At 49.6% G+C, this 19,420-nt stretch carries 21 protein-coding genes and 1 other RNA gene; 16 read left to right on the top strand and 6 right to left on the bottom strand.

Translation table 11 applies throughout. The annotated features are described in order from the left end of the window. Window positions 1–21 precede the first annotated feature (21 nt). The 3 genes from CK797_RS03710 to CK797_RS03700 are packed head-to-tail and all read left to right on the top strand — an operon-like array spanning window position 22 to window position 1,714. Window positions 22–345, top strand: a complete 324-nt coding sequence (locus CK797_RS03710) for a PadR family transcriptional regulator (RefSeq protein WP_104688461.1) — start codon at window positions 22–24, stop codon at window positions 343–345. Then, window positions 342–956 (top strand): DUF1700 domain-containing protein, encoded by a 615-nt coding sequence (locus CK797_RS03705; protein ID WP_104688460.1) that lies wholly within the window; start codon window positions 342–344, stop codon window positions 954–956. Before CK797_RS03710 ends, CK797_RS03705 begins: the two co-directional genes overlap by 4 nt. A gap of 2 nt (window positions 957–958) precedes the next feature. After that, window positions 959–1,714 (top strand): DUF4097 family beta strand repeat-containing protein, encoded by a 756-nt coding sequence (locus CK797_RS03700; protein WP_104688459.1) that lies wholly within the window; start codon window positions 959–961, stop codon window positions 1,712–1,714. A 146-nt stretch (window positions 1,715–1,860) separates the two neighbouring features. Here the strand turns inward: CK797_RS03700 and mscL are convergent, their stop codons facing one another. From mscL to nrdH, 6 genes are all read right to left on the bottom strand, one after another. Next, on the bottom strand, window positions 1,861–2,286 hold the full coding sequence (mscL, locus tag CK797_RS03695; RefSeq protein ID WP_104688458.1) for a large-conductance mechanosensitive channel protein MscL: 426 nt from the start codon (window positions 2,284–2,286) through the stop codon (window positions 1,861–1,863). Between the two features lie 125 nt (window positions 2,287–2,411). After that, complete coding sequence (locus CK797_RS03690; RefSeq protein WP_104688457.1) at window positions 2,412–2,882, bottom strand: hypothetical protein; 471 nt, start codon at window positions 2,880–2,882, stop codon at window positions 2,412–2,414. A 160-nt stretch (window positions 2,883–3,042) separates the two neighbouring features. Beyond that, window positions 3,043–5,673, bottom strand: a complete 2,631-nt coding sequence (gene adhE, locus CK797_RS03685; protein WP_104688456.1) for a bifunctional acetaldehyde-CoA/alcohol dehydrogenase — start codon at window positions 5,671–5,673, stop codon at window positions 3,043–3,045. A 296-nt stretch (window positions 5,674–5,969) separates the two neighbouring features. After that, entirely contained in the window at window positions 5,970–6,992 is a 1,023-nt protein-coding gene (gene nrdF, locus CK797_RS03680) for a class 1b ribonucleoside-diphosphate reductase subunit beta (RefSeq protein ID WP_104688455.1), read from the bottom strand. Window positions 6,993–7,066: 74 nt separating this feature from the next. Beyond that, entirely contained in the window at window positions 7,067–9,238 is a 2,172-nt protein-coding gene (nrdE, locus tag CK797_RS03675) for a class 1b ribonucleoside-diphosphate reductase subunit alpha (protein ID WP_104688454.1), read from the bottom strand. Between the two features lie 103 nt (window positions 9,239–9,341). Continuing rightward, window positions 9,342–9,563: a glutaredoxin-like protein NrdH gene (gene nrdH / locus CK797_RS03670; protein ID WP_104688453.1), complete on the bottom strand. Its 222-nt coding sequence runs from the start codon at window positions 9,561–9,563 to the stop codon at window positions 9,342–9,344. A 241-nt stretch (window positions 9,564–9,804) separates the two neighbouring features. Between nrdH and tadA the strand changes: the two genes are divergently transcribed. The 13 genes from tadA (at window position 9,805) to CK797_RS03605 (ending at window position 19,419) form a co-directional block, all read left to right on the top strand. Further along, on the top strand, window positions 9,805–10,305 hold the full coding sequence (tadA, locus tag CK797_RS03665; protein WP_225365017.1) for a tRNA adenosine(34) deaminase TadA: 501 nt from the start codon (window positions 9,805–9,807) through the stop codon (window positions 10,303–10,305). A 35-nt stretch (window positions 10,306–10,340) separates the two neighbouring features. Beyond that, an RNA gene (gene ffs / locus CK797_RS03660) (signal recognition particle sRNA small type) lies at window positions 10,341–10,438 on the top strand. Window positions 10,439–10,578: 140 nt separating this feature from the next. Then, complete coding sequence (dnaX, locus tag CK797_RS03655; RefSeq protein ID WP_104688452.1) at window positions 10,579–12,471, top strand: DNA polymerase III subunit gamma/tau; 1,893 nt, start codon at window positions 10,579–10,581, stop codon at window positions 12,469–12,471. Window positions 12,472–12,492: 21 nt separating this feature from the next. Further along, window positions 12,493–12,801, top strand: a complete 309-nt coding sequence (locus tag CK797_RS03650; RefSeq protein WP_104688451.1) for a YbaB/EbfC family nucleoid-associated protein — start codon at window positions 12,493–12,495, stop codon at window positions 12,799–12,801. Between the two features lie 3 nt (window positions 12,802–12,804). Further along, on the top strand, window positions 12,805–13,404 hold the full coding sequence (gene recR, locus CK797_RS03645; protein ID WP_104688450.1) for a recombination mediator RecR: 600 nt from the start codon (window positions 12,805–12,807) through the stop codon (window positions 13,402–13,404). Between the two features lie 3 nt (window positions 13,405–13,407). Then, window positions 13,408–13,659: a YaaL family protein gene (locus CK797_RS03640; protein WP_104688449.1), complete on the top strand. Its 252-nt coding sequence runs from the start codon at window positions 13,408–13,410 to the stop codon at window positions 13,657–13,659. 14 nt (window positions 13,660–13,673) lie between these two features. After that, window positions 13,674–14,333 (top strand): dTMP kinase, encoded by a 660-nt coding sequence (tmk, locus tag CK797_RS03635; RefSeq protein ID WP_104688448.1) that lies wholly within the window; start codon window positions 13,674–13,676, stop codon window positions 14,331–14,333. 5 nt (window positions 14,334–14,338) lie between these two features. Then, on the top strand, window positions 14,339–14,662 hold the full coding sequence (locus CK797_RS03630) for a cyclic-di-AMP receptor (RefSeq protein ID WP_104688447.1): 324 nt from the start codon (window positions 14,339–14,341) through the stop codon (window positions 14,660–14,662). 17 nt (window positions 14,663–14,679) lie between these two features. Further along, on the top strand, window positions 14,680–15,702 hold the full coding sequence (gene holB / locus CK797_RS03625; protein ID WP_104688446.1) for a DNA polymerase III subunit delta': 1,023 nt from the start codon (window positions 14,680–14,682) through the stop codon (window positions 15,700–15,702). Then, the gene (locus tag CK797_RS03620) at window positions 15,702–16,052 is read left to right on the top strand and encodes a DNA replication initiation control protein YabA (protein ID WP_104688445.1); all 351 of its coding nucleotides are present in this window, start codon (window positions 15,702–15,704) and stop codon (window positions 16,050–16,052) included. The genes holB and CK797_RS03620 overlap by 1 nt, the downstream gene beginning before the upstream one ends. Window positions 16,053–16,060: 8 nt before the next feature. Beyond that, complete coding sequence (gene rsmI / locus CK797_RS03615) at window positions 16,061–16,930, top strand: 16S rRNA (cytidine(1402)-2'-O)-methyltransferase (protein ID WP_104688444.1); 870 nt, start codon at window positions 16,061–16,063, stop codon at window positions 16,928–16,930. 9 nt (window positions 16,931–16,939) lie between these two features. Continuing rightward, window positions 16,940–17,704 carry an acyl-[acyl-carrier-protein] thioesterase gene (locus CK797_RS03610; RefSeq protein WP_225365016.1) on the top strand — a complete coding sequence of 255 codons (765 nt, stop codon included), beginning with the start codon at window positions 16,940–16,942 and terminating at the stop codon, window positions 17,702–17,704. A 203-nt stretch (window positions 17,705–17,907) separates the two neighbouring features. Beyond that, window positions 17,908–19,419, top strand: coding sequence for an exopolyphosphatase (locus CK797_RS03605; RefSeq protein ID WP_104688443.1), 1,512 nt, complete (start codon window positions 17,908–17,910; stop codon window positions 19,417–19,419). Window position 19,420 lies beyond the last annotated feature (1 nt).

Below are 19,420 nucleotides of genomic sequence, written 5' to 3'. Positions count from 1 at the left end.
AAGATGAAAGAGGGGGTAGCGATGAAGATTCAGATCACGGCGGATCTTCTGGACGGGATCGTGTTGGCCATTCTTGAGCGCAATGACTATTACGGCTATGCACTAACCCAGCGCATTCAGGAGGCCATTACGATCTCTGAGTCGACGATGTACCCAGTGCTGCGGCGGCTGAAAAAGGATGGCTATGTGACTACCTATGATCAGCCCTATCAAGGTCGTAACCGCCGCTATTACCAGATTACGGCTGACGGAAAGGCTCACTTGGCCCGGGTGCGCAGACTCTGGAACGACTACAAGGACACTCTTGACCAGATATTCAATTCAAGCGAGGGGGAGACAAAATGAATGCGCGTGAGAAATATATTACGGACCTGGCTAGCTGCCTCAGCCCGCTAACCGAGGCGGAGCGTCAGGATGCGTTGGAATTTTACGATGAATTTATTGCCGATGGGGGCCTGACTAGTCGCCAGGCGATTGAGAAGAAGCTGGGGACGCCCCGGCAGCTAAGCCGGAAGATTCTTGCTGACTATTCAATTAAGGCTAACACAGAATCCGCCCAACACGGCCGGCCAGCCAGTACGCACTCTAGTTGGCGGGTATTCTGGTGGGTCCTAGTTGCTATTATTACCTCACCATTAACATTTGGCATTGGCCTAGTAGCAGTTGGTGGTTTAGTGGCAATGGCTGCTTGTCTTTTCGGTGTAATCGTTGGGGCATTAGCCCTAGTAGGCTCATTGGCAGTTGCGGCAGTTGTTTTACTGTACCTAGGAATTAGTCTTTTGATTACAGAACCAATGGTTGGCCTCTTTTATGGTGGTATTGGGCTAGCCGCAATTGGCGGGTTCATGGTTTGCCTACCACTGGTCTATTGGTTGATTCGCTTGCTGGCGCAGGCAATTGCAAACTTTGCTAAATATATTTATCAAAAGATTCAAACACGAAAGGGGGAGGCCTAATCATGAAGCGAATGTTCAAGATCGGCTGGCTAGTCCTAATCATTGGTGTCGTAGCCCTGCTAGTCGGTTACTTAAACCATGGTAATCAAACTGTTGACTTTATTAATGGCCGGCCACAGGTTCAACGACAGAGAAGTTGGCAAATGACGAATAAACACTTTGATAAGATTGACCTGGATGTGATAACCACTGGTGTAACGATTGAACGGGGGGATTCCTTCAGTGTCAACTACCGGGGGATGCAACGAAATAAGCCGACTGTATCGGTAAAAGACCATGTCTTGACGGTTAAACAACAGGCAAGCGGTAATGGCATTTTCAATATGGGAGGATTTACCGATGAATTAGTAGTCACAGTCCCACATGATACTCAAATTAGTGCGGGAACAATTAAAATGGGAAGCGGCGGTCTCGACGTTGACCGGGTTGATCTGACGGATACTAAAATTGATATAGCAAGTGGCGCAGTCTCCTTGAACGATCTGATGCTTAACGGCGGCCAGACCAAGCTGCAATCTGGTGAGTTTGAAGCTCGGGGCCTACGGATTAACGGCCACTACCGCGTTGAAAATGATTCGGGGGATAACGACGTTTACGTCGCAAAGCTTGATGGTTACCGTTTACAGACAACTAGTGGTGAAAATGCGGTGAATGGTCAGGACAAGGATGACCAGACGACCATTGAAGAGAACATGGCTGGTACTAATACCCTGGAGCTGATTACTAATTCGGGTGATAATGAATATCATCAGCGTTAACGTTAAGAGAGAGCTTGACGAAGATCCTCAATATATATTAAGAAATAAAAAGAGCTCAAGTGTTGAAAATGACACTTGAGCTCTTTTTGTACTTACGAGGACTTCTTTAGGTTAATTCCTAACCGGCTATTTCTATTCCCCGTCTTTTATTTACTATTTGATGTCTGTTTATCAATTGTTGGTGAGCTAACTGGAGTGGTTGGACTTTGCTGCTTTAGGGTTTCAGCAATCTCCTTGAGGTACTGAACTTCGGCACTTGGTTCTGCCGGCTCTGGCTCCTCTTTCTTGGTACGGAAGCGGTTGACGCCCTTAACAAGAAGGAAGACGACGAAGGAGATAATCAGGAAATTGATCACCGCGTTTAAAAACGACCCGACTTTGAATTGGGCGGCACCGATGGTGAAGACGATATTCGATAGGTCAATCTTACCGATAAAAAGCCCGATCAGGGGGTTGATTAGGTAGGCGACCAGGTCCTTAACAATGGTTGTGAAGGCAGACCCGACGATGATCCCGACAGCCATGTCCATTACGTTGCCACGGGCGATAAATTCTTTAAACTCTTTAAGCATGTTACGCTCCTCCTTTAGTTGGTGTTGAGTACCTTAATTTTACCAGATTACTTATATTCCCGCCAAGTCTGGTGGGGCAGGAGAAGGTAGCTTTGATAAATTCTTAAACTTACGAATACCGTCCCTTACTCCATGCGCCGGGCATTTAAATCGCCAATGGTGTTGAAAATTTCAAACCACATATTATAGAGGTCAAGGCCTTCCTGGGTTTGAGGACAATTGGCCGTAATTACTTGGCCATCAGTGAGGTGATAGCCTTTCGGCGTAGCGTAAAAGGTGAAGCAATCCGGGCAAGTGAAAATACGTGCTGGGCTAATTCCATCACCGGTTTGATCGTTGAAAATTAAGAATGGGTCGTTTCCTTCGGGGAAGATTGTCTTATAAAGAACCCTTCCACAACGGGGACAACGGTATGAGGAATATTGGTAATTACCCATTACCGTAATCTCAGGACGCGGTACTTCGCCACCCGGAAAATTAAAAACGTTTCCTGGCGCGGTAAGAGTACACCAATCAGTTTGCTTTGAGGCAATTTGAAAAAGCAGGGTCAAGGCGTTGATGTTTTTACTAGCGATATCATAGGTCGATTGATACATGGTGGAATCCTCCTTATATAAATATCCAGTCTAATTATAGCGCTTTCATATTTCCCTTGGAAAACTGAATCACCAATCATGGCGCCAAAAGAAAACGGCGGCGAATGAACTTCATTCACTGCCGTTTCTATACTATTTAACTAAACAAACTCGTTTTTAATTATTTAACATCCTCAACACCGGTACCGTCGTAGCAGCGTTCAAGAAGTTCTTTGAGCTGGCTAACCAGCGGTTCAACCGGGTTAGTAGTCGTACATTGGTCCTCGTAAGCAAGGACGGCAAGTTGGTCAACAACCTTGTCAAACTGTTCACGGGTAACGCCATTATCCTTCAGGCTCAGTTTAACACCACACTCGTGGGCTACTTCGATGTACTTCTTAGCATATGCTTCTGCCAATTCTTCATCCGTGTTGCCTTGCAGGCCGATAAACCGGGCCAGGTCGGCGTAGTCCTTCGTTGCGTGGAAAGTCTCGTAGTGTGGCCAGAGGGCAAGCTTCTGTGGCCGTTGAGCGTTGAAACGGATAACCTGTGGCATGGCGATGGCAATCAGCAGACCGTGTGGCAGACCAAAGGCACCACCCATCTTATGAGCCAGGGAGTGGGTGATTCCCAGGAAGGCCTGACCGAAAGCCATTCCGGCCATTGTGGAGAAGTCGTGCATCTTCCGCCGAGCAAGCTTGTCACCGCGGACAGACTTTGGCAGGTATTCCATGGCCCCCTTAATGGTTTGCAGTGACCAGCCACGAGTGTAGTCGGTCGCCATAACGGAAACGTAGGATTCAGTTGCGTGACAGATGACGTCTAAACCCGTGTAGGCCGTGGTCTTGGCCGGGACCGTTTCAACAAATTGAGAGTCAACGATCGCAATGTTTGGTGTTAAGGCATAGTCAGCAAGCGGGTACTTAACGTGGGTCTTAGAGTCAGTGATGACTGCGAATGGGGTAACTTCGGAACCGGTCCCGGAAGTAGTTGGGATGGCAATCATTTGTGACTTAACCGGCTTCTTGATTTGGTAAGCCCGCTTCCGGATATCAAGGTACTTCTGCATTACGCCGTACCAGGAAGTCTCAGGGTGCTCGTAGAACATCCACATTGCCTTGGCAGCGTCCATCGGTGAACCACCACCGAGGGCAATGATGGTATCTGGCTTGAAGTCGTTCATCATTGCGACACCCTTTTCAACGGTGTGTGTGGATGGGTCTTCTTCAACATCATCAAAGACAAGGTAAGCTGTCCGGTTTTGACGGAGCCGAAGCTGGTCAATTACTCGTTGAACGTAACCCCGCTTGCTCATCCCTGGGCCGGTAACGATGAAGGCCCGCTTAATGTTGGGGATGTCCCGCAATTCTTTTAATGAGTTCCGTTGAAAGTATACTTTTGGGGGAATCTTGACCCATTGACGATTTTCACGCCGCTTTGCAATGACCTTGATGTTCAAGAGGTCCCAGTCGGTAACGTTGTGGGAAACTGAGTTACCACCGTAGGATCCGGTTCCCAGGGTCAGGGAAGGAGTCATGTTGTTGTAGATGTTACCAATTCCACCAATGCCTGATGGTGAGTTGACGATGATCCGGGAAGCCCGCATTTCCAGGCCGTACTTGGTAACCAGGTCATCATCCAGGGTATGAATTGCGGCCGTGTGCCCTTCACCACCGTAGTGCAGAAGCTGACGGCAGATGTCAAAGGCGTTTTCGCGGGAGCTGGCCCGGTACATGGTCAGCACTGGGGACAGCTTTTCGGCGGATAGTGGATACTTGTCACCGACCCCGTCGTATTCGGCAATCAAAACCTTAGTGTTGGCAGGAACGTTCTTCAGGCCGCACATTTCAGCAATGGCGTTAGCAGAACGACCGGCAATTGGACCGCGGACCTGGTGACGTTCAGGGTCGATGAAGCCATCGGTGAAGGTTTTGATTTCATTTGGCTTGATGAAGTAGCAGTTCCACTTCTTGAATTCTTCCTTAACTTGGTCGTAGATTTCATCGTCGACTACGACGGAGTTTTCAGAGGCACAGATCATCCCGTTATCGAAGGTCTTGGAAAGAACGATGTCGTAGATGGAACGGGCGATGTTAGCCGACTTTTCAATGTAGGCTGGGCCGTTACCAGGACCAACCCCTAAGGCTGGATTACCAGAGCTGTAGGCAGCCTTAACCATAGCTGGGCCACCAGTAGCTAGGATGGTAGCAGTGTTGTGGTTGGTGATCAATGCGTTCGTTGCTTCAAGGCTGCATTGTGGGATCCATTGGATCATGTTCTTTGGAGCGCCGGCTTTTTCGGCAGCTTCCTGCAGGATCTTGGCGGTCTTGATGGAAGACTGAAGGGCCTGTGGGTGGAAGGAGAAGATAATTGTGTTCCGCGTCTTAGCAGAAATAATGGACTTGAAGATTGTAGTGGAGGTTGGGTTGGTAACCGGGACGATTCCGGCGATTACACCCAGTGGATCCGCGATGGTGATTGTTTGATCCTCATCGTTATCTTCGATGATTCCCACTGTTTTATCGTGACGGATGTTATTCCAGATGTATTCGCTGGCGTAGATGTTCTTGATTGCTTTATCTTCGGCAACACCACGCCCTGTTTCCTTAGCGGCGTCGACAGCTAGGTCCATGTGGTGCTCTTCGGCAGCCAGGGCCATCGCTTGACAGATATTATCAACTTGTTCTTGTGAATAGTATCGTAACTTTTCAAAAGCAGCCAGGCTCTTTTGCATCAGGTCATCGACCATTGCTTGCGCCTGCTGTTGTTTGCTTTCTTTGGATTCAACGGTTTGCTTTTTTTGATTAGCCATAACAAATTGCTCCTTTAGTTTTTAATAAGCTTGTTACGCTTTGAACATGGTTAATATTAATATAGGCCTTCTGAAAAAGCAAGGGGTTTGTGACTGTATGAACAATGGTTGTACCATTGAATTCGCTTACAATATTATTCTGATAAGGAGCGTCAAATCAATAAAAATATTGGTATATTTTTAATTAGCTAGTACGTGCATAAAATTTAACTTATTCATTGTTTGAATAGGGATTCACATTAACGGGTAAAAGAAAACCCCGTCAACCAGTTATCAGGTTGACGAGGCTCGTCTAGTTATTCACGTGAATTCTTGTCTTTACCGGCGTTGGGGTCCTTGATGTTGTAGTCATCGTCGCTCATTGCTTCGACCTCGCCGAGACGGTAGCCGTTACCAACTTGGCTGAAGAAGTCATGGTTGGAGGTGGAGGTGGAAATTCCGTTCATGACGACCGGGTTAACATCGGCAGCGGTGTCCGGGAAGAGCGGTTCCTGGCCAAGATTCATCAAGGCCTTGTTGGCATTGTAACGGATAAAGGTTAAAACATCGCTGGTCCAGCCAATCTGATCATAGAGGATCTTGGTGTATTCTTCCTCGTTACTGTAAAGGTCATAGAGGAAGTTGTACATCCAGTCCTTCATATCCTGCTGCTGTTTCTCGGTTCGATCGTGCATGCCGACCTGGAACTTGTAGCCGATGTAAGTACCGTGAACAGATTCGTCTCGGAGGATCAGTTTAATGATCTCAGCCACGTTGTTCAGTTTGTTATGGCCGAGGTAGTAAAGCGGCGTGTAGAAGCCGGAGTAGAAGAGGAAGGTTTCCAAGAAGACGTTGGCAACCTTTTTCTTCAGTGGGTCCTCCTCGGGATCCAGATACATATTGGCAATCTTAGTCGCTTTGTTTTGAAGATACTCCTCAGAATCCGACCATTCAAAGATTTCGTCAATCTCATCAGGGGTGTTCAGGGTGGAGAAGATGGTGGAGTAACTCTTAGCGTGGACCGATTCCATGAATTGGATGTTGTTTAAGACGGCAGTTTCATGCTGGGTCTTAACATCCTGCTTAAGGGCGGTCAGACCGGCCTCGGATTGAACTGTATCTAGGAGGGTCAATCCCCCGAAGACGTGGCCAACGGTCCATCGGTGGTCGTCGTCCAGTTCCCGCCAATCATCAAGGTCATTGGAAACGGGGATCCGGGTATCCAGCCAGAACTGTTCGGTCAGCTTCTCCCAGGTCGCCTTATCGATCATGTCGGAAACCTCATTCCAATTGATCGCTTTATATTTTTTTAGTGGCTTAAATTCTTGTTCAAGCTTCATTGTGCGACTCCTTTATCATAATTAAACAAATATCGTATTAGCGTTTTTAAGTTTAGCAGGTGGCCAGGGGCAAATCAAATGACGCAGCTTTCGCACTGATTGGCGCCGATCTCGTCGTTGTCATCAGTGAAGGTCCGAATGTAATAAAGGGACTTGATTCCTTTTTTATAGGCATAGTGACGCAGGAGGTTGAGGTCTCGGGTGGTCATCTTATTGGTCCGGCCATCTTTCCAATCGTAGAGCCCCTCTGGGATGGTGGACCGCATGAAGAGGGTTAGAGACATTGACTGATCAACGTGCTGCTGGGCCGCTGCGTAGGTATCGATAACCTTACGCATATCCGTGTCATAGGCGGACTTGTAATATGGCATTGTATCGTTGGACAAGTACGGGGCCGGGTAATAGATCTTGCCGATCATTTTCTCCTGACGTTCTTCAATCCGGTTGACAATCGGGGTCAGACTGGCGGTTGAATCATTGATGTAGGCGGTTGAACCATTTGGCGCCACGGCCAGACGGTAGGCGTTGTAAAGGCCGTCCTTCATAACCCGGTCACGGAGGGTTGCCCAATCTTTAGGACCGGGGATAAAGATGTTAGCGAAGAGGTCTTTGACAACATCGGATTGAGGATGCCAATCCCGGTTAACATACTTGTCAAAGTAGGAACCATCGGCGTAGGCACTCTTGGCAAAATCATGGAAGGATTCACCACGTTCCTTGGCAATCTCGTTAGAAGTGACCAGAGACCAGTAGTTTAGTAGCATGAAGTAGACCCCGGTGAATTCAATGGCAACCGGGCTACCATACTGGATGTGGTTCTTGGCCAGGTAGCCGTGCAAGCCCATGGCCCCCAGACCGATAGCATGGGTGAGGTCGTTACCGTGCTTGATGGTTGGAACTGTATCAATCTGTTCGACATCACTGATTCGGGTCAGACCCCGGACCATCGCCCGGACGGACCGGCCAAAGTCAGGGCTTTCCATCATGTTGGCAATGTTGGTTGAACCAAGGTTGCAGGAAATATCCTGGCCTAGATTGGTGTAGGTCTGGTCATCGTTAACCCGGGATGGCACTTGGACCTGGGCAATCTCGGAACAGAGGTTGCTCATAACGATCTTGCCGGCAATTGGGTTGGCCCGGTTGACGGTATCGATGTTAATAATGTATGGGTAGCCGGATTCCTGCTGGAGTTTGCTGATTTCATCTTCGAGTTCACGAGCGTTAAGTTTCTTCTTGTGGATCTCGTCATTAGCGACCATGTTATCGTATTCTTTGGTGATGTCTACATAAGAGAATGGAACGCCATAGACCCGCTCAACGTCGTAAGGACTGAAGAGGTACATATCCTCATCACGTTCGACTAACTCGTAGAACTTATCAGGGACGGTGACTCCCAGGGAAAGGGTCTTCAACCGGATCTTCTCGTCGGCGTTTTCTTTCTTGGCTCCGAGGAATTCAATGATGTCGGGGTGGAAAACACTCAGGTAGACCACGCCAGCACCCTGGCGTTGCCCCAACTGATTGGAGTAGGAGAAACTGTCTTCAAGAAGCTTCATGACCGGGACGACTCCGCTGGCCGCGCCCTTGATCTTTTTGATCGGGGCACCGGCTTCACGGAGGTTAGACAGGTTGATGCCGACTCCGCCACCGATCTTGGAGAGCTGGAGAGCAGAGTTGATCGTTCGACCAATGGTGTTCATGTCATCTGTTGTCTGGATGGCAAAGCAGGAAATAAACTCGCCACGCCGCTTTCGACCAACATTGAGGAAGGTAGGGGTAGCTGGCTGGTAGCGCTGATGGATGATTTCATCGGCCAGGTCCATTGCCAGGTCCTCATCACCGTCGGCAAGGTAGAGGGCGTTCATTGCGACCCGATCGATGTAATTCTCCAGATAATATTCCTTATCGTTGGTGCGTAGCGCATACTGGGCGTAAAATTTGTAGGCAGCCATGAAGGAGTGGAAGTGGAAATCTTGGGCCTTCAAGTAGTCGTATAGCTTTTCCAGAAATTCCAGGCTGTACTTATCCATGAAGCCCCGTTCGATGTAGTCGTGATCTTCCAACCAGGCAAAGCGTTCTTTTAGTGATGAGAATTGCTTAGTATTGGGCTTAACGTTGTGCTCAATGAAGTCAGCCAGGGCCTCCTTGTCCTTGTCGAGTTGGATCTGCCCGTCGCGGGGGATGTTGACCTCGTTGTTGAGGTCGAAGTAGCGGACCTTAGTCAGGTCGATATCAGATAGTGCCATGTGTTAATGCTCGCTTTCTAATTTGATTTACTTAACTAAATAAGCCAGGGCGAAGGTGAGGGGACTCACTGTGCTGCCTTGGCTTAGGGATGACGGTTAACGATTATGCTAACTGTGAAAGACGGTCTGGACGGAAGCCAGAAAATGCGTTACCGTTGGAAAGCTTGACGACCGGGGTGGCCATGAAGCCCTCGGCCCTCAGTTGGTTAACGTATTCGGGTTGCTCATCGATATTGTGCTCGATAAAGTCAATTTGGTGCTGCTTTAAGAATTTTTTGGTCATCTTGCATTGAATACAGTTATTCTTGGAAAAGACTGTTACCATCCTAATCCCTCCTTTGAACTTAAAATCGTCATTTGATGTTTTCTAGTATAGCGATAAATACGAAAAAATCAATCAAAAAATACCATATATTGTGATTCATAATCAGTGAAACACGATATATGGTAATGGTGACGGCGATTAACTTTGTGAAACTTTTTAAAATAACTATCACTAGATAAAACTTACCTAACTATTATACACTGGAAACGGTGAAAAGCATTTTAATCTACGGAGAAATTTTATGACAGATGAAAAAATACATCAGAAATACATGCGGGTTGCAATTAAGGAGGCCCACCAGGCTCAGCTGCTGGGCGAGGTGCCGATCGGGGCAGTAATTGTCCACAACGGCCAGATCATTGCCAGCGGGCACAATATGCGGGAGAGGTTCCAGGACGTCACTTATCATGCTGAGATGCTGGCGATCATGGAGGCCTGCACTGCTCTGAATAGCTGGCGCCTTGAGGATTGCGACCTTTACGTTACTCTGGAGCCCTGCATCATGTGCAGCGGGGCAATCGTCAATGCCCGGATCAAAAATGTTTATTATGGGGCTAGGGATCCAAAGGCCGGGGCGGTGGACAGCCTTTATCACTTGTTGGGCGATCAGCGGCTAAACCACCAGGTACATGTTGAAAGCGGCATTCTGGGAGAAGAGTGCAGTCAGATGTTGAAGGACTTCTTTCGGACGGTCCGGAAGAAGAAGAAGCTGTCCCGCAAAAAACGTTGGACAAGGGGCTAGCATTTCGCGACAAAGTAGTGTACTATAAATATTGCCGCAAGGCCTTAGAGCAAGGTTGCGCTTACGAACCGTGTCAGGTCCGGAAGGAAGCAGCACTAAGTATGATGCAGCTTGTGCTCTAAGTTTTATTGATAATTAACGCTGGTCTATGACGGGACGCCCTCGTCATGGGCCTTTTTAATTTTCTGGAAATGCTAAACAGATTGATAACAAATTAAGTTGGAAAGCTTGTATAATATTTATTAGCACTTGTTATCAGAAAGGAAGGTTTGCGTGAGTTACCAGGCTTTATATCGGGTTTGGCGGCCCCAGCGTTTTGATGAGCTGGTTGGCCAACAGATTGTTACCCAGACCCTGAAAAACGCAATCATTACTAATCAGATCAGTCACGCCTACCTCTTTGCAGGTCCCCGGGGAACGGGGAAGACATCGGCGGCGAAGATCTTTGCCAAGGCGGTTAACTGTCACCATTCCAAGGATGGCGAGCCTTGCAACCAATGTGAGATCTGCCAAGCGATCACCAAGGGGCAACTTAATGATGTGATTGAGATTGATGCGGCTTCCAACAATGGGGTCGAGGAGATCCGTGACATTCGTGATAAGGCTAAGTACGCGCCAACCCAGGCCGACTATAAGGTCTATATTATCGACGAAGTTCACATGCTTTCCACTGGGGCTTTCAATGCCCTGTTAAAGACCCTAGAGGAACCACCGGCCAACGTTATCTTTATTCTGGCGACGACCGAGCCGCATAAGATCCCGTTGACAATCATCTCCCGGGTCCAACGCTTCGACTTTCGGCGGATCAGTACCCAGGATGCCTTTGATCGGATGAAGTACATCCTTGATCAGAAGAAGGTCGACTATGAGGAGAAGGCCTTGTGGGTGATCGCCAACGCTGCTGAGGGGGGAATGCGGGATGCGTTGAGTATTCTGGATCAGGTTCTTTCCTTTAGCGACAATGAGGTTAAGCTGGACGACGCTCTTCTAGTAACTGGTAGTGTTACCAAGCAGCTGCTGAAGAAGTACTTCCTAGAGCTGGCCCACCACGAGAGTGCCAAGGCCCTTGATACAATGAAAGACATCTTAGGGGAGGGAAAGGATGGTCAGCGCTTTATCGAAGACCTGATTTCCTTCATTCGAGATGTTCTCCTCTATCAGGAGTCTCCTGACTTGATTAGTGTGGCTTCAACCGGACTCAAGGATGAGGACTTTAGGGAGTTAAGCACGGCGGTTGCGGCGACTAGCCTCTACCAAATGATTGACGAACTCAATGATATTCAAGAGGAGATGCGGTTTACCACCCATCCGGACGTTTATCTGGAGGTTTTGACGGTAAAACTCTGCCAGATCAAGGATAAAACGGGGAAGACGAATGTGCAGCCGGCACCTCAACAGGCGTCAGCCGCGCAGCCCGATTTAGCGGCCAATACGACGATCAAGCAGCTTCAGCAAGAGATTCAGCAGCTTCAGAAGACGGTTCAACAGCTCAAGGCTAATGGTGGAGGCGTAGCCAAGAAACCGGCCCAACCGCGAGTCCAGCAGCGTAAAGTTCAGGTAAACTTGGGTCAGATCTACCCAGTTCTTGGAGCGGCAACCCGTAAGGATTTGGTCAACATTCAGGATCTATGGGGGGATATGCTCAATCACCTGACAGTTCCTCAGCGTTCGCTGCTTCACGTCTCCAAGCCCGTGGCGGCTAGTGCTACCGGGGTAATTGTTGCTTTCAACTATGCCTTCCTCTTTCAGGAGGCCACGACAGATGATAACCTGATCGCGGCGATGGAGGGGGCCCTCCAGCAGCTGATGGGGGCTGAACACAAGGTGGTTTTCGTACCAAAGGACAAATGGCCACAGATCAGAAAGAATTACATCAAAGAGCATGGCCTCGACCACCGAAATCAGACCGCTGGCAAGCCATCAAGCGCATCCCAGCCAGAGTCGGCTGCTAGTCAGGCGTCGTCTCAGCCAACAACGGCTGACTCAGCCACCCAGCCCCCGACCCCGTCGAACTCGGAACCACCTCTGCCAGAGGAACCGCCGCTTGATGGTGAGGATGATCGTCCAGTGGACAGTCAAACACCCAAACCGATCAACAACCAGGATCCCGTCGCTGCAGCTAAGCAGCTTTTTGGCGACGATATTGTTAAAATAGAAGATAATTAAATGTAAAGGATGGATAAGAAAATGATGCGTGGAATGAATATGCAACAAATGATGAAACAAGCTAAGGCAATGCAGAAGAAGATGATGGCTGAGCATGAGGAACTGGCCAAGCAGGAGTTTATCGGTAAGGCCCCTGATGACATGGTGACCGCCACTTTTACCGGTGATAACAAGCTGGTTGACCTGAAAATTAAGCAGGAGGCCGTTGATCCTGACGATATCGACATGCTCCAGGACCTGGTTGTGGCTGCTATCAACGACGGGATGGCCAAGGTCAATGACGCCACCCAGCAAACACTTGGCAAGTACACCCGTGGCATGGGGATGTAATCGATGCAGTACCCAGAACCACTTGCCAAGCTGATCGAAAGCTACACCAAGCTGCCGGGAATCGGCCAGAAGACAGCGACCCGCTTGGCCTTCTATACCCTGGGGATGGAGGAGGACGATGTAACCAACTTCGCTAAATCCCTCTTGTCAGCTAAGCGGGACCTCCACAGTTGCAGCATTTGCGGCAATATCACGGAGGATGACCCGTGTCCGATTTGCCGGGACAAGACCCGAGACCGGTCCAAGATTCTGGTGGTTGAACAATCTCAGGACATCATGGCGATGGAACGGATGCATGAGTACCATGGCCTCTATCATGTCCTGCAGGGGGTCATCTCACCCGTTGCCGGGACCGGGCCTGAGGATATCAACATCACCAGCCTGTTGAAACGGCTCCAGAAAAGTGATGAGGTCAAGGAAATTATTATCGCTACTAATGCCTCCTCGGATGGGGAGCTGACGGCGGGCTACCTGGCTAAGCTGATCAAGCCAGCGGGGATCAAGGTAACCCGTCTAGCACATGGCCTGTCGGTAGGAGCTGATATCGATTATGCCGATGAGATGACCCTGTTCAAGGCGGTTCAAGGACGAACGGAGATGTAGGAAATGTTATTCAGACGCCAACCCAAGCATGAGGTGGAAAAGCAGCGCAACCAGCACCTCCTGGCCACGATCTATGAGACTAAGGCCAGCTGGGACCACGCCCGGGAGACCGAGCGGGCAGTCTATGAGGCCAACGTCAGCAGTGAACTTCAGGATCGAGCCCACCTGCAAGAGCAGAAGTACTTGTACCTGTACCGTATTGCTCGGCGCTACCATGTTCATGGTCAGCTTAATCACGGCATTGTGAGCCAATAGAAAGGAAACAAAGTATGAGTGGAAAGTTTATCTCTTTTGAGGGGCCCGACGGTGCGGGTAAGACTAGCGTGATCCAGCAAATTAAGGCTGACTTGGTCGATCAACTGGGGGACAATCGGGTACTGTACACACGGGAACCCGGTGGCAGTCCCATTGCTGAACAGATTCGGCGGGTTCTCTTTGCTCCAGAGAATAAGAATATGGATGCCCGTACCGAGGCACTCTTGTTTGCTGCATCCCGGCGTCAGCACGTTGTTTCCACGCTCCGGCCCGCACTGGCCGCTGGCAAAGTGGTCTTGTGTGATCGCTATCTCGATAGTTCGCTGGTTTACCAAGGGGCAGGTCGCCAGCTGGGGATGGAGACTATCTGGAAACTCAACCAGTATGCCATTGATGGCCTGTTGCCAAACCTGACAATTAATCTAGATGTACCATCGGAGTTGGGCCTGCGCCGGATTGCCGAGCACCGGTCCAATCAGGTTAACCGCCTGGACAAGGAAAAACTGTCCTTTCACCATATGGTTCGTCATGCCTTTCTGGAACTTCAGAAGGCCGACCCAGACCGGATCAAACTGATTGATTCCAGCCAGTCCCTTGACCGGGTGGTTGCCGACGTTAAGCGGGTAATCAATCAACGTTACCCAGAACTATTCGCAAATGAAATACAGAGGTGATTATAATGAAGATGATTGTGGCCATTGTTCAAGCAAAGGATAGCAGCCGTCTACGGAAGGCGTTCACAGCAGCCAATATTCAGGTTACCCAGCTCTCCACTACCGGTGGCTTCCTGCGTGAAGGAAACGCAACCTTCCTGATTGGGATCCAAGATGATCGGGTCCAGGATGTCTTGACTGTCATTAAGAAGAATGCTAAGTCACGGGAACAATACATTACGTCGCAGATGCACATGGATGTTGAGGGAGGCTCAGCCTTTCCAGTTAATGTTAAGGTCGGCGGAGCAACGGTCTTTGTCCTGCCGGTTGACGACTTTATCAAGTTCTGAGTAAGCGGGGGATTAATTTGTCTGAGGAACCACAAGAACGTTCTGAAGAGCTTCAGCCACAGATTATTGCTCGGCTCAAGCGGATCCTGGATAACCATGAACTGGCCCATGCCTATTTGTTTGTGGGACCGACTGGATCGGGCAAGCTGGCGGTTGCCCGTTGGCTGGCGCTACGACTCTTTTGCCTGCACCCGCAGAATGGAGAACCAGACCTGACCTGCGCGGAATGTCAGCGGGTTTTATCCGGCAACCACCCGGACATTGTGACGGCTGCTGCCACGGGTCGACAGATCAAGGTGGATGAGATACGTCATCTGAAGGCCGAGTTTACCAAGAGTGCCATGGAGGGTAGCCAGAAACTTTTCATCATTCGGGATGCCGATAAGATGACCACCGGGGCGGCCAATAGCCTCCTGAAGTTCATAGAAGAACCCGGTCCGGGGGTTTACATCCTGATGCTGACTACCAATAAGAGTGCGGTCCTGCCAACGATCCGGTCACGGACCCAGGTAATCGAGATGCAGCCCCTCAAACGGGCTAAACTGCTTGAGCAGCTGGCTGCTGCAGATATACCTAAGGGCGAGCGGCTGGTAGCGGTGGGACTCACCGATTCTATTCAGCAGGTTCAGGAATGGTGTGCTGACGACTGGTTCAAGCAGGCGATCATCGCGGTTAGCCAGTGGTTTAACAGTGTTAGTCAGGCCAACATGATGGCTTTTGTTGAGGTCCAGACCAAGCTGGTCAAGTTGGCTAGCGACCGGGACAAGCAGCAGGTCCTACTCGACTTAATCACCCTGATATGGCGTGACGCCCTGCTGATAGCTAACGGGGTCGATGATCCAGAGCGCCTGCATTTTGTCAGCGAGCAGGGGCAGATGCAGGCGTTGACAGGCCAATATTCAATGTCACAGCTGCTGACAATTAGTCAGCTAACCTTGGAGATCCGCCACCTGCTTAGTCAGAATATCAACTTTCAGAATATTGTCGAGCAGCTGACCATCAGAATTGTTCAGACATTGCGTGCAGTGGGGGCAGAATAATGAGTGAAAAACAACCAAACGGGAATATCTATGATCGCTTTGCCCAGGTGATGAAGCAGACCCGGGAACTGGTCGTCAACATGGAGCAGCTCCAAGCCCAGATCACGGAGGTACTGGAGCAAAACGCTGAGTTGTCGATCGAAAACGACCACCTGCGCAGGGTGATTAAGAAGATGAAGGACCAGAGCGGAGAGACAAAGTTGTCCGGCTCGCGGCAGAATCTTAAAGAGCTCTACCAGCAGGGGTTCCACGTCTGCAGCGAGTACTTTGGCAAGCGCCTGGCCCCAGGGGAGTCCTGTGCCTTCTGCACGGACGTTATTTTCGGCCATGATCCCGATAAAGCAAAGTAGGTGAAGAGATGCAACAGATTAGTAGTTTTAATAAACAACAGGTGGGGCACCTCTACCTGGTTCCTACCCCAATCGGGAATCTTGATGATATGACCTTTCGGGCGATCAAGACCCTTCGCAGTGTCGACCTGATCGCAGCAGAGGATACCCGACACACCCAGCAGTTGCTGAACCACTTTGAGATTGATACTCGTCAGATCAGTTTTCATGAACATAACACGGAGCAGCGGATCCCTGAATTACTAGCAAAACTTCAGGATGGGCTGGATATCGCCCAGTGCAGTGACGCGGGGATGCCCTCTATTTCTGATCCTGGAAGGGAATTAGTGGCTGCCGCGGTTCAGGTGGGGATCCCAGTTGTCCCGCTACCTGGGGCTAATGCGGGATTAACTGCCCTGATTGCCTCGGGTCTAGTTCCCCAACCCTTCTATTTTTACGGATTTTTAGAGCGCAAGCACCAGCAACAGGTGGCCGCCCTTCAGGAGCTGCAAAATCGAACGGAGACAATGATCTTTTATGAGGCACCGCATCGGCTGAAGAAGACTCTGGCGACGATGGCGGAGGTCTTCGGTGATGACCGGCCTGCTGTTCTGGCCCGGGAACTGACGAAACGTTACGAGGAGTTTAGCCGGGGAAACCTGGGTGAACTGCGTGACTGGTTCACTGATCATCAGACCCGGGGGGAATTTGTCGTTCTGGTAGCTGGCAATCCCAAACCACAGGCTGTGACGGAAAACGATGACCAGGACCTGCCATTGACCAAGCAGGTTGACAAGGAGATCATTGGTGGCCTTTCGACTAATGCGGCCATCAAGCTGGTTGCCAAGCGCAATCACATTAGGCGCCAGGAACTGTATAAACAGTATCATAACCTATAGGAGGCAAGGATGGACTTACAGCAAAATAAGCAGGTGTATGAGATGCCTCATCAGCTGGCCTACTACGAGTGTGACGATACCGGTCACCCGAGTATGAGTATGCTGCTCAGCATGATGACGATGGTTTCTGATGCCCACTGCATTTCCCTAGGGATGGACACTGCCACTATTCAGCAGACTGGAGGGGCCTGGGTAGTTACTGAATATGATGGACAATTATCGCCCGAACAACCGACCTTTGGTGATCAGGTTATTTTGGGAACCCGGGCGGTTGCCTATAACCGTTTCTTTGCGTTGCGGGAGTTCTGGATGGATGATGTCCAGCATGCTAACCGTTACCTTCACCTGCGGGCAATTTTTGTATTCATGAATCTGCAGAAGCGCCGGTTAATGTCGATTCCACCGGAAATGATTACGCCGTTTAACTCACCGGAGGAAAAGCGGCTGCCCCGGTTGGACCGCCCCAGTGCGATCACAACGACTGATCCAGCTAGTCGCCAGTACCGGGTGCGTTACTTTGATATTGATGCTAATCACCATGTCAATAACGCCCGCTACCTTGACTGGCTGCTTGATCCCCTTGGTGGGGAGTTCCTTCGTAACCACCGGCCGACTAAGCTGGTGATCAAGTACGAACACGAAGTTCAGGCGGGAGCAACCGTCACTAGCCAGTACCAGCTGGTTGATAACGACCAGGGGCTTCATAGCCGGCACGTGATCCTGGTTGATGGCCAGGTTTGTGCGACGGCAGAACTGACATGGATAGATAACTGAATAGTTATTAAAAGCTTACTTTCCTAAGTGTATTATGTATATGAAAAATAAATGAGCGACTGTTGAGAAACATACTTTCTCACCAGTCGCTTTTTAAGATTAAATCTTATTTGCCAATTTAACCGTTTTCATTTCTTGGTCACTAACTGAATGTTTTATAATTATAACCAAGTAGAGAATTATGAAGAAGAGGAGTGGTTAGTGTGAAGAATTCATTGACCGCAGTGATCTATTTGGAGCCTGACCAAGTCAGTCTGCGAATAATTGAGCTGCCAAAGGGCCGTGTAGTCAACGATGTTCGTTCTGGGGCACTGGCGCTTGGCAATGACAAGATTGCCAATTATGCCCAGAATATGGCCGCCATTGTCAATAATCTAAATGGGTTCAAACAGCAATTGAAAGACTACCAGGTTCAGAACGTCCACTTTTATGGGGCAATTGAGGACCTGGCACCGATTGATGCCCGCTACGTTGCCGACCAGCTTGAAGTTCGCACCGGGCTTAAGATCCAGTGGCTGAATAATAACCAGCTGATGGCCAAGACGATGGGTTGCGTTGTCAACCGCCTGGCTGAGTTCAAGACGCTGAGCAAACACTGCCTGTACCTGTTGACATTGGGACTGGACTCGATGACTTTGGCCTTTTTCCACCATGGCAATTTCGAGAAGCAATGGGAAATCGACCTAGGCGGGGCTAAGATCAGCCGGCTGGTTCAGCGGCTGCGTCAGACAACTACTAACCCCCAGGAAATTATCCAAGACTATATCTCTAGCAAGCTGGAGTATATTTCACCCGAACTAAAGCGGAAGAAACGAACTGTCCTGCTGATTCAAAACGCTCCGGTTCTGAGCAGCCACTACATCAAGGAGGGGAAGCATCTAGCCGAAATTCCTCAGGAGCTGTTGAGTCAGGCCAACCGGGAGATGGAAATTAAGATTGATGACCGTCATCCGTGGTCCCAGAACATCACCACCGAGCAGGAACGGCGGCTGGTCATACCTAACTACCTGGTGATTGCCCGGACTGCCTACCTGATTCACCCGTTGAGTATCTTCGTGACTGATATCTCAATGATGGATGGCCTGGTCAATGGTTTTGCGGATAGCCGGGCTCAGAGCCAGATCAATACGATGATTCGGACATCTGCTGACGACCTTGCCCAGCGTTACGGAGTTGATACGGCCCACCGGGACTTTGTGACCCGGTTTGCTCTCCAATTCTTTGACCAGCTGCGTCCCCTTCACCGGCTGGACAATCATGCCCGTCTTTTACTGGAGATTGCCAGCAAGGTTGATGATATTGGTAACTTCATCAACCAGCAGAGCCACTACCGACATTCAGCCTATATTCTAAAGTCCAATCCATTGATTGGTCTTTCCGACGACGACAACCAGATTATCGCTGAGGTGGCCCGCTATCACAGTTCCGAGGCCCCGACGGCTACCCAGGAACACTATCGGCGAATGGATGATGATATTCAGCTAATCGTGGCTAAACTAGTGGCAATTCTCCGGTTGGTCGATGCCTTGGATGACTCACGCCAGCAGAAGATTTCGTCGATCAAGCTTAATCTGACCAATGATAGTCTCCTGAAAATTAAGGTTATTGCCAATAATGACCTGGTTCTTGAGAAGTGGTCCTTCAGCAAGAAATCAGAGCTGTTTAGCGACGTATTCGGCATCAAACCGGTATTGATTGAAAGGGGCGGACACTAAT

Origin of the sequence: Limosilactobacillus pontis, from assembly GCF_002940945.1 — a bacterium.
Classification (GTDB): Bacteria; Bacillota; Bacilli; order Lactobacillales; family Lactobacillaceae; genus Limosilactobacillus; species Limosilactobacillus pontis_A.
Note: the sequence above shows the minus strand (reverse complement) of the source record. Positions and strands in the feature narration are given on the sequence as shown.

Bases quoted from the DNA above. Each gene is read 5' to 3' on its own strand.
- CK797_RS03710 (WP_104688461.1), top strand. From the start codon at position 22: ATGAAGATTCAGATCACGGCGGATCTTCTGGACGGGATCGTGTTGGCC.
- CK797_RS03705 (WP_104688460.1), top strand. From the start codon at position 342: ATGAATGCGCGTGAGAAATATATTACGGACCTGGCTAGCTGCCTCAGC.
- CK797_RS03700 (WP_104688459.1), top strand. From the start codon at position 959: ATGAAGCGAATGTTCAAGATCGGCTGGCTAGTCCTAATCATTGGTGTC.
- mscL (WP_104688458.1), bottom strand. From the start codon at position 2,286: ATGCTTAAAGAGTTTAAAGAATTTATCGCCCGTGGCAACGTAATGGAC.
- CK797_RS03690 (WP_104688457.1), bottom strand. From the start codon at position 2,882: ATGTATCAATCGACCTATGATATCGCTAGTAAAAACATCAACGCCTTG.
- adhE (WP_104688456.1), bottom strand. From the start codon at position 5,673: ATGGCTAATCAAAAAAAGCAAACCGTTGAATCCAAAGAAAGCAAACAA.
- nrdF (WP_104688455.1), bottom strand. From the start codon at position 6,992: ATGAAGCTTGAACAAGAATTTAAGCCACTAAAAAAATATAAAGCGATC.
- nrdE (WP_104688454.1), bottom strand. From the start codon at position 9,238: ATGGCACTATCTGATATCGACCTGACTAAGGTCCGCTACTTCGACCTC.
- nrdH (WP_104688453.1), bottom strand. From the start codon at position 9,563: ATGGTAACAGTCTTTTCCAAGAATAACTGTATTCAATGCAAGATGACC.
- tadA (WP_225365017.1), top strand. From the start codon at position 9,805: ATGACAGATGAAAAAATACATCAGAAATACATGCGGGTTGCAATTAAG.
- CK797_RS03650 (WP_104688451.1), top strand. From the start codon at position 12,493: ATGATGCGTGGAATGAATATGCAACAAATGATGAAACAAGCTAAGGCA.
- recR (WP_104688450.1), top strand. From the start codon at position 12,805: ATGCAGTACCCAGAACCACTTGCCAAGCTGATCGAAAGCTACACCAAG.
- CK797_RS03640 (WP_104688449.1), top strand. From the start codon at position 13,408: ATGTTATTCAGACGCCAACCCAAGCATGAGGTGGAAAAGCAGCGCAAC.
- tmk (WP_104688448.1), top strand. From the start codon at position 13,674: ATGAGTGGAAAGTTTATCTCTTTTGAGGGGCCCGACGGTGCGGGTAAG.
- CK797_RS03630 (WP_104688447.1), top strand. From the start codon at position 14,339: ATGAAGATGATTGTGGCCATTGTTCAAGCAAAGGATAGCAGCCGTCTA.
- CK797_RS03620 (WP_104688445.1), top strand. From the start codon at position 15,702: ATGAGTGAAAAACAACCAAACGGGAATATCTATGATCGCTTTGCCCAG.
- rsmI (WP_104688444.1), top strand. From the start codon at position 16,061: ATGCAACAGATTAGTAGTTTTAATAAACAACAGGTGGGGCACCTCTAC.
- CK797_RS03610 (WP_225365016.1), top strand. From the start codon at position 16,940: ATGGACTTACAGCAAAATAAGCAGGTGTATGAGATGCCTCATCAGCTG.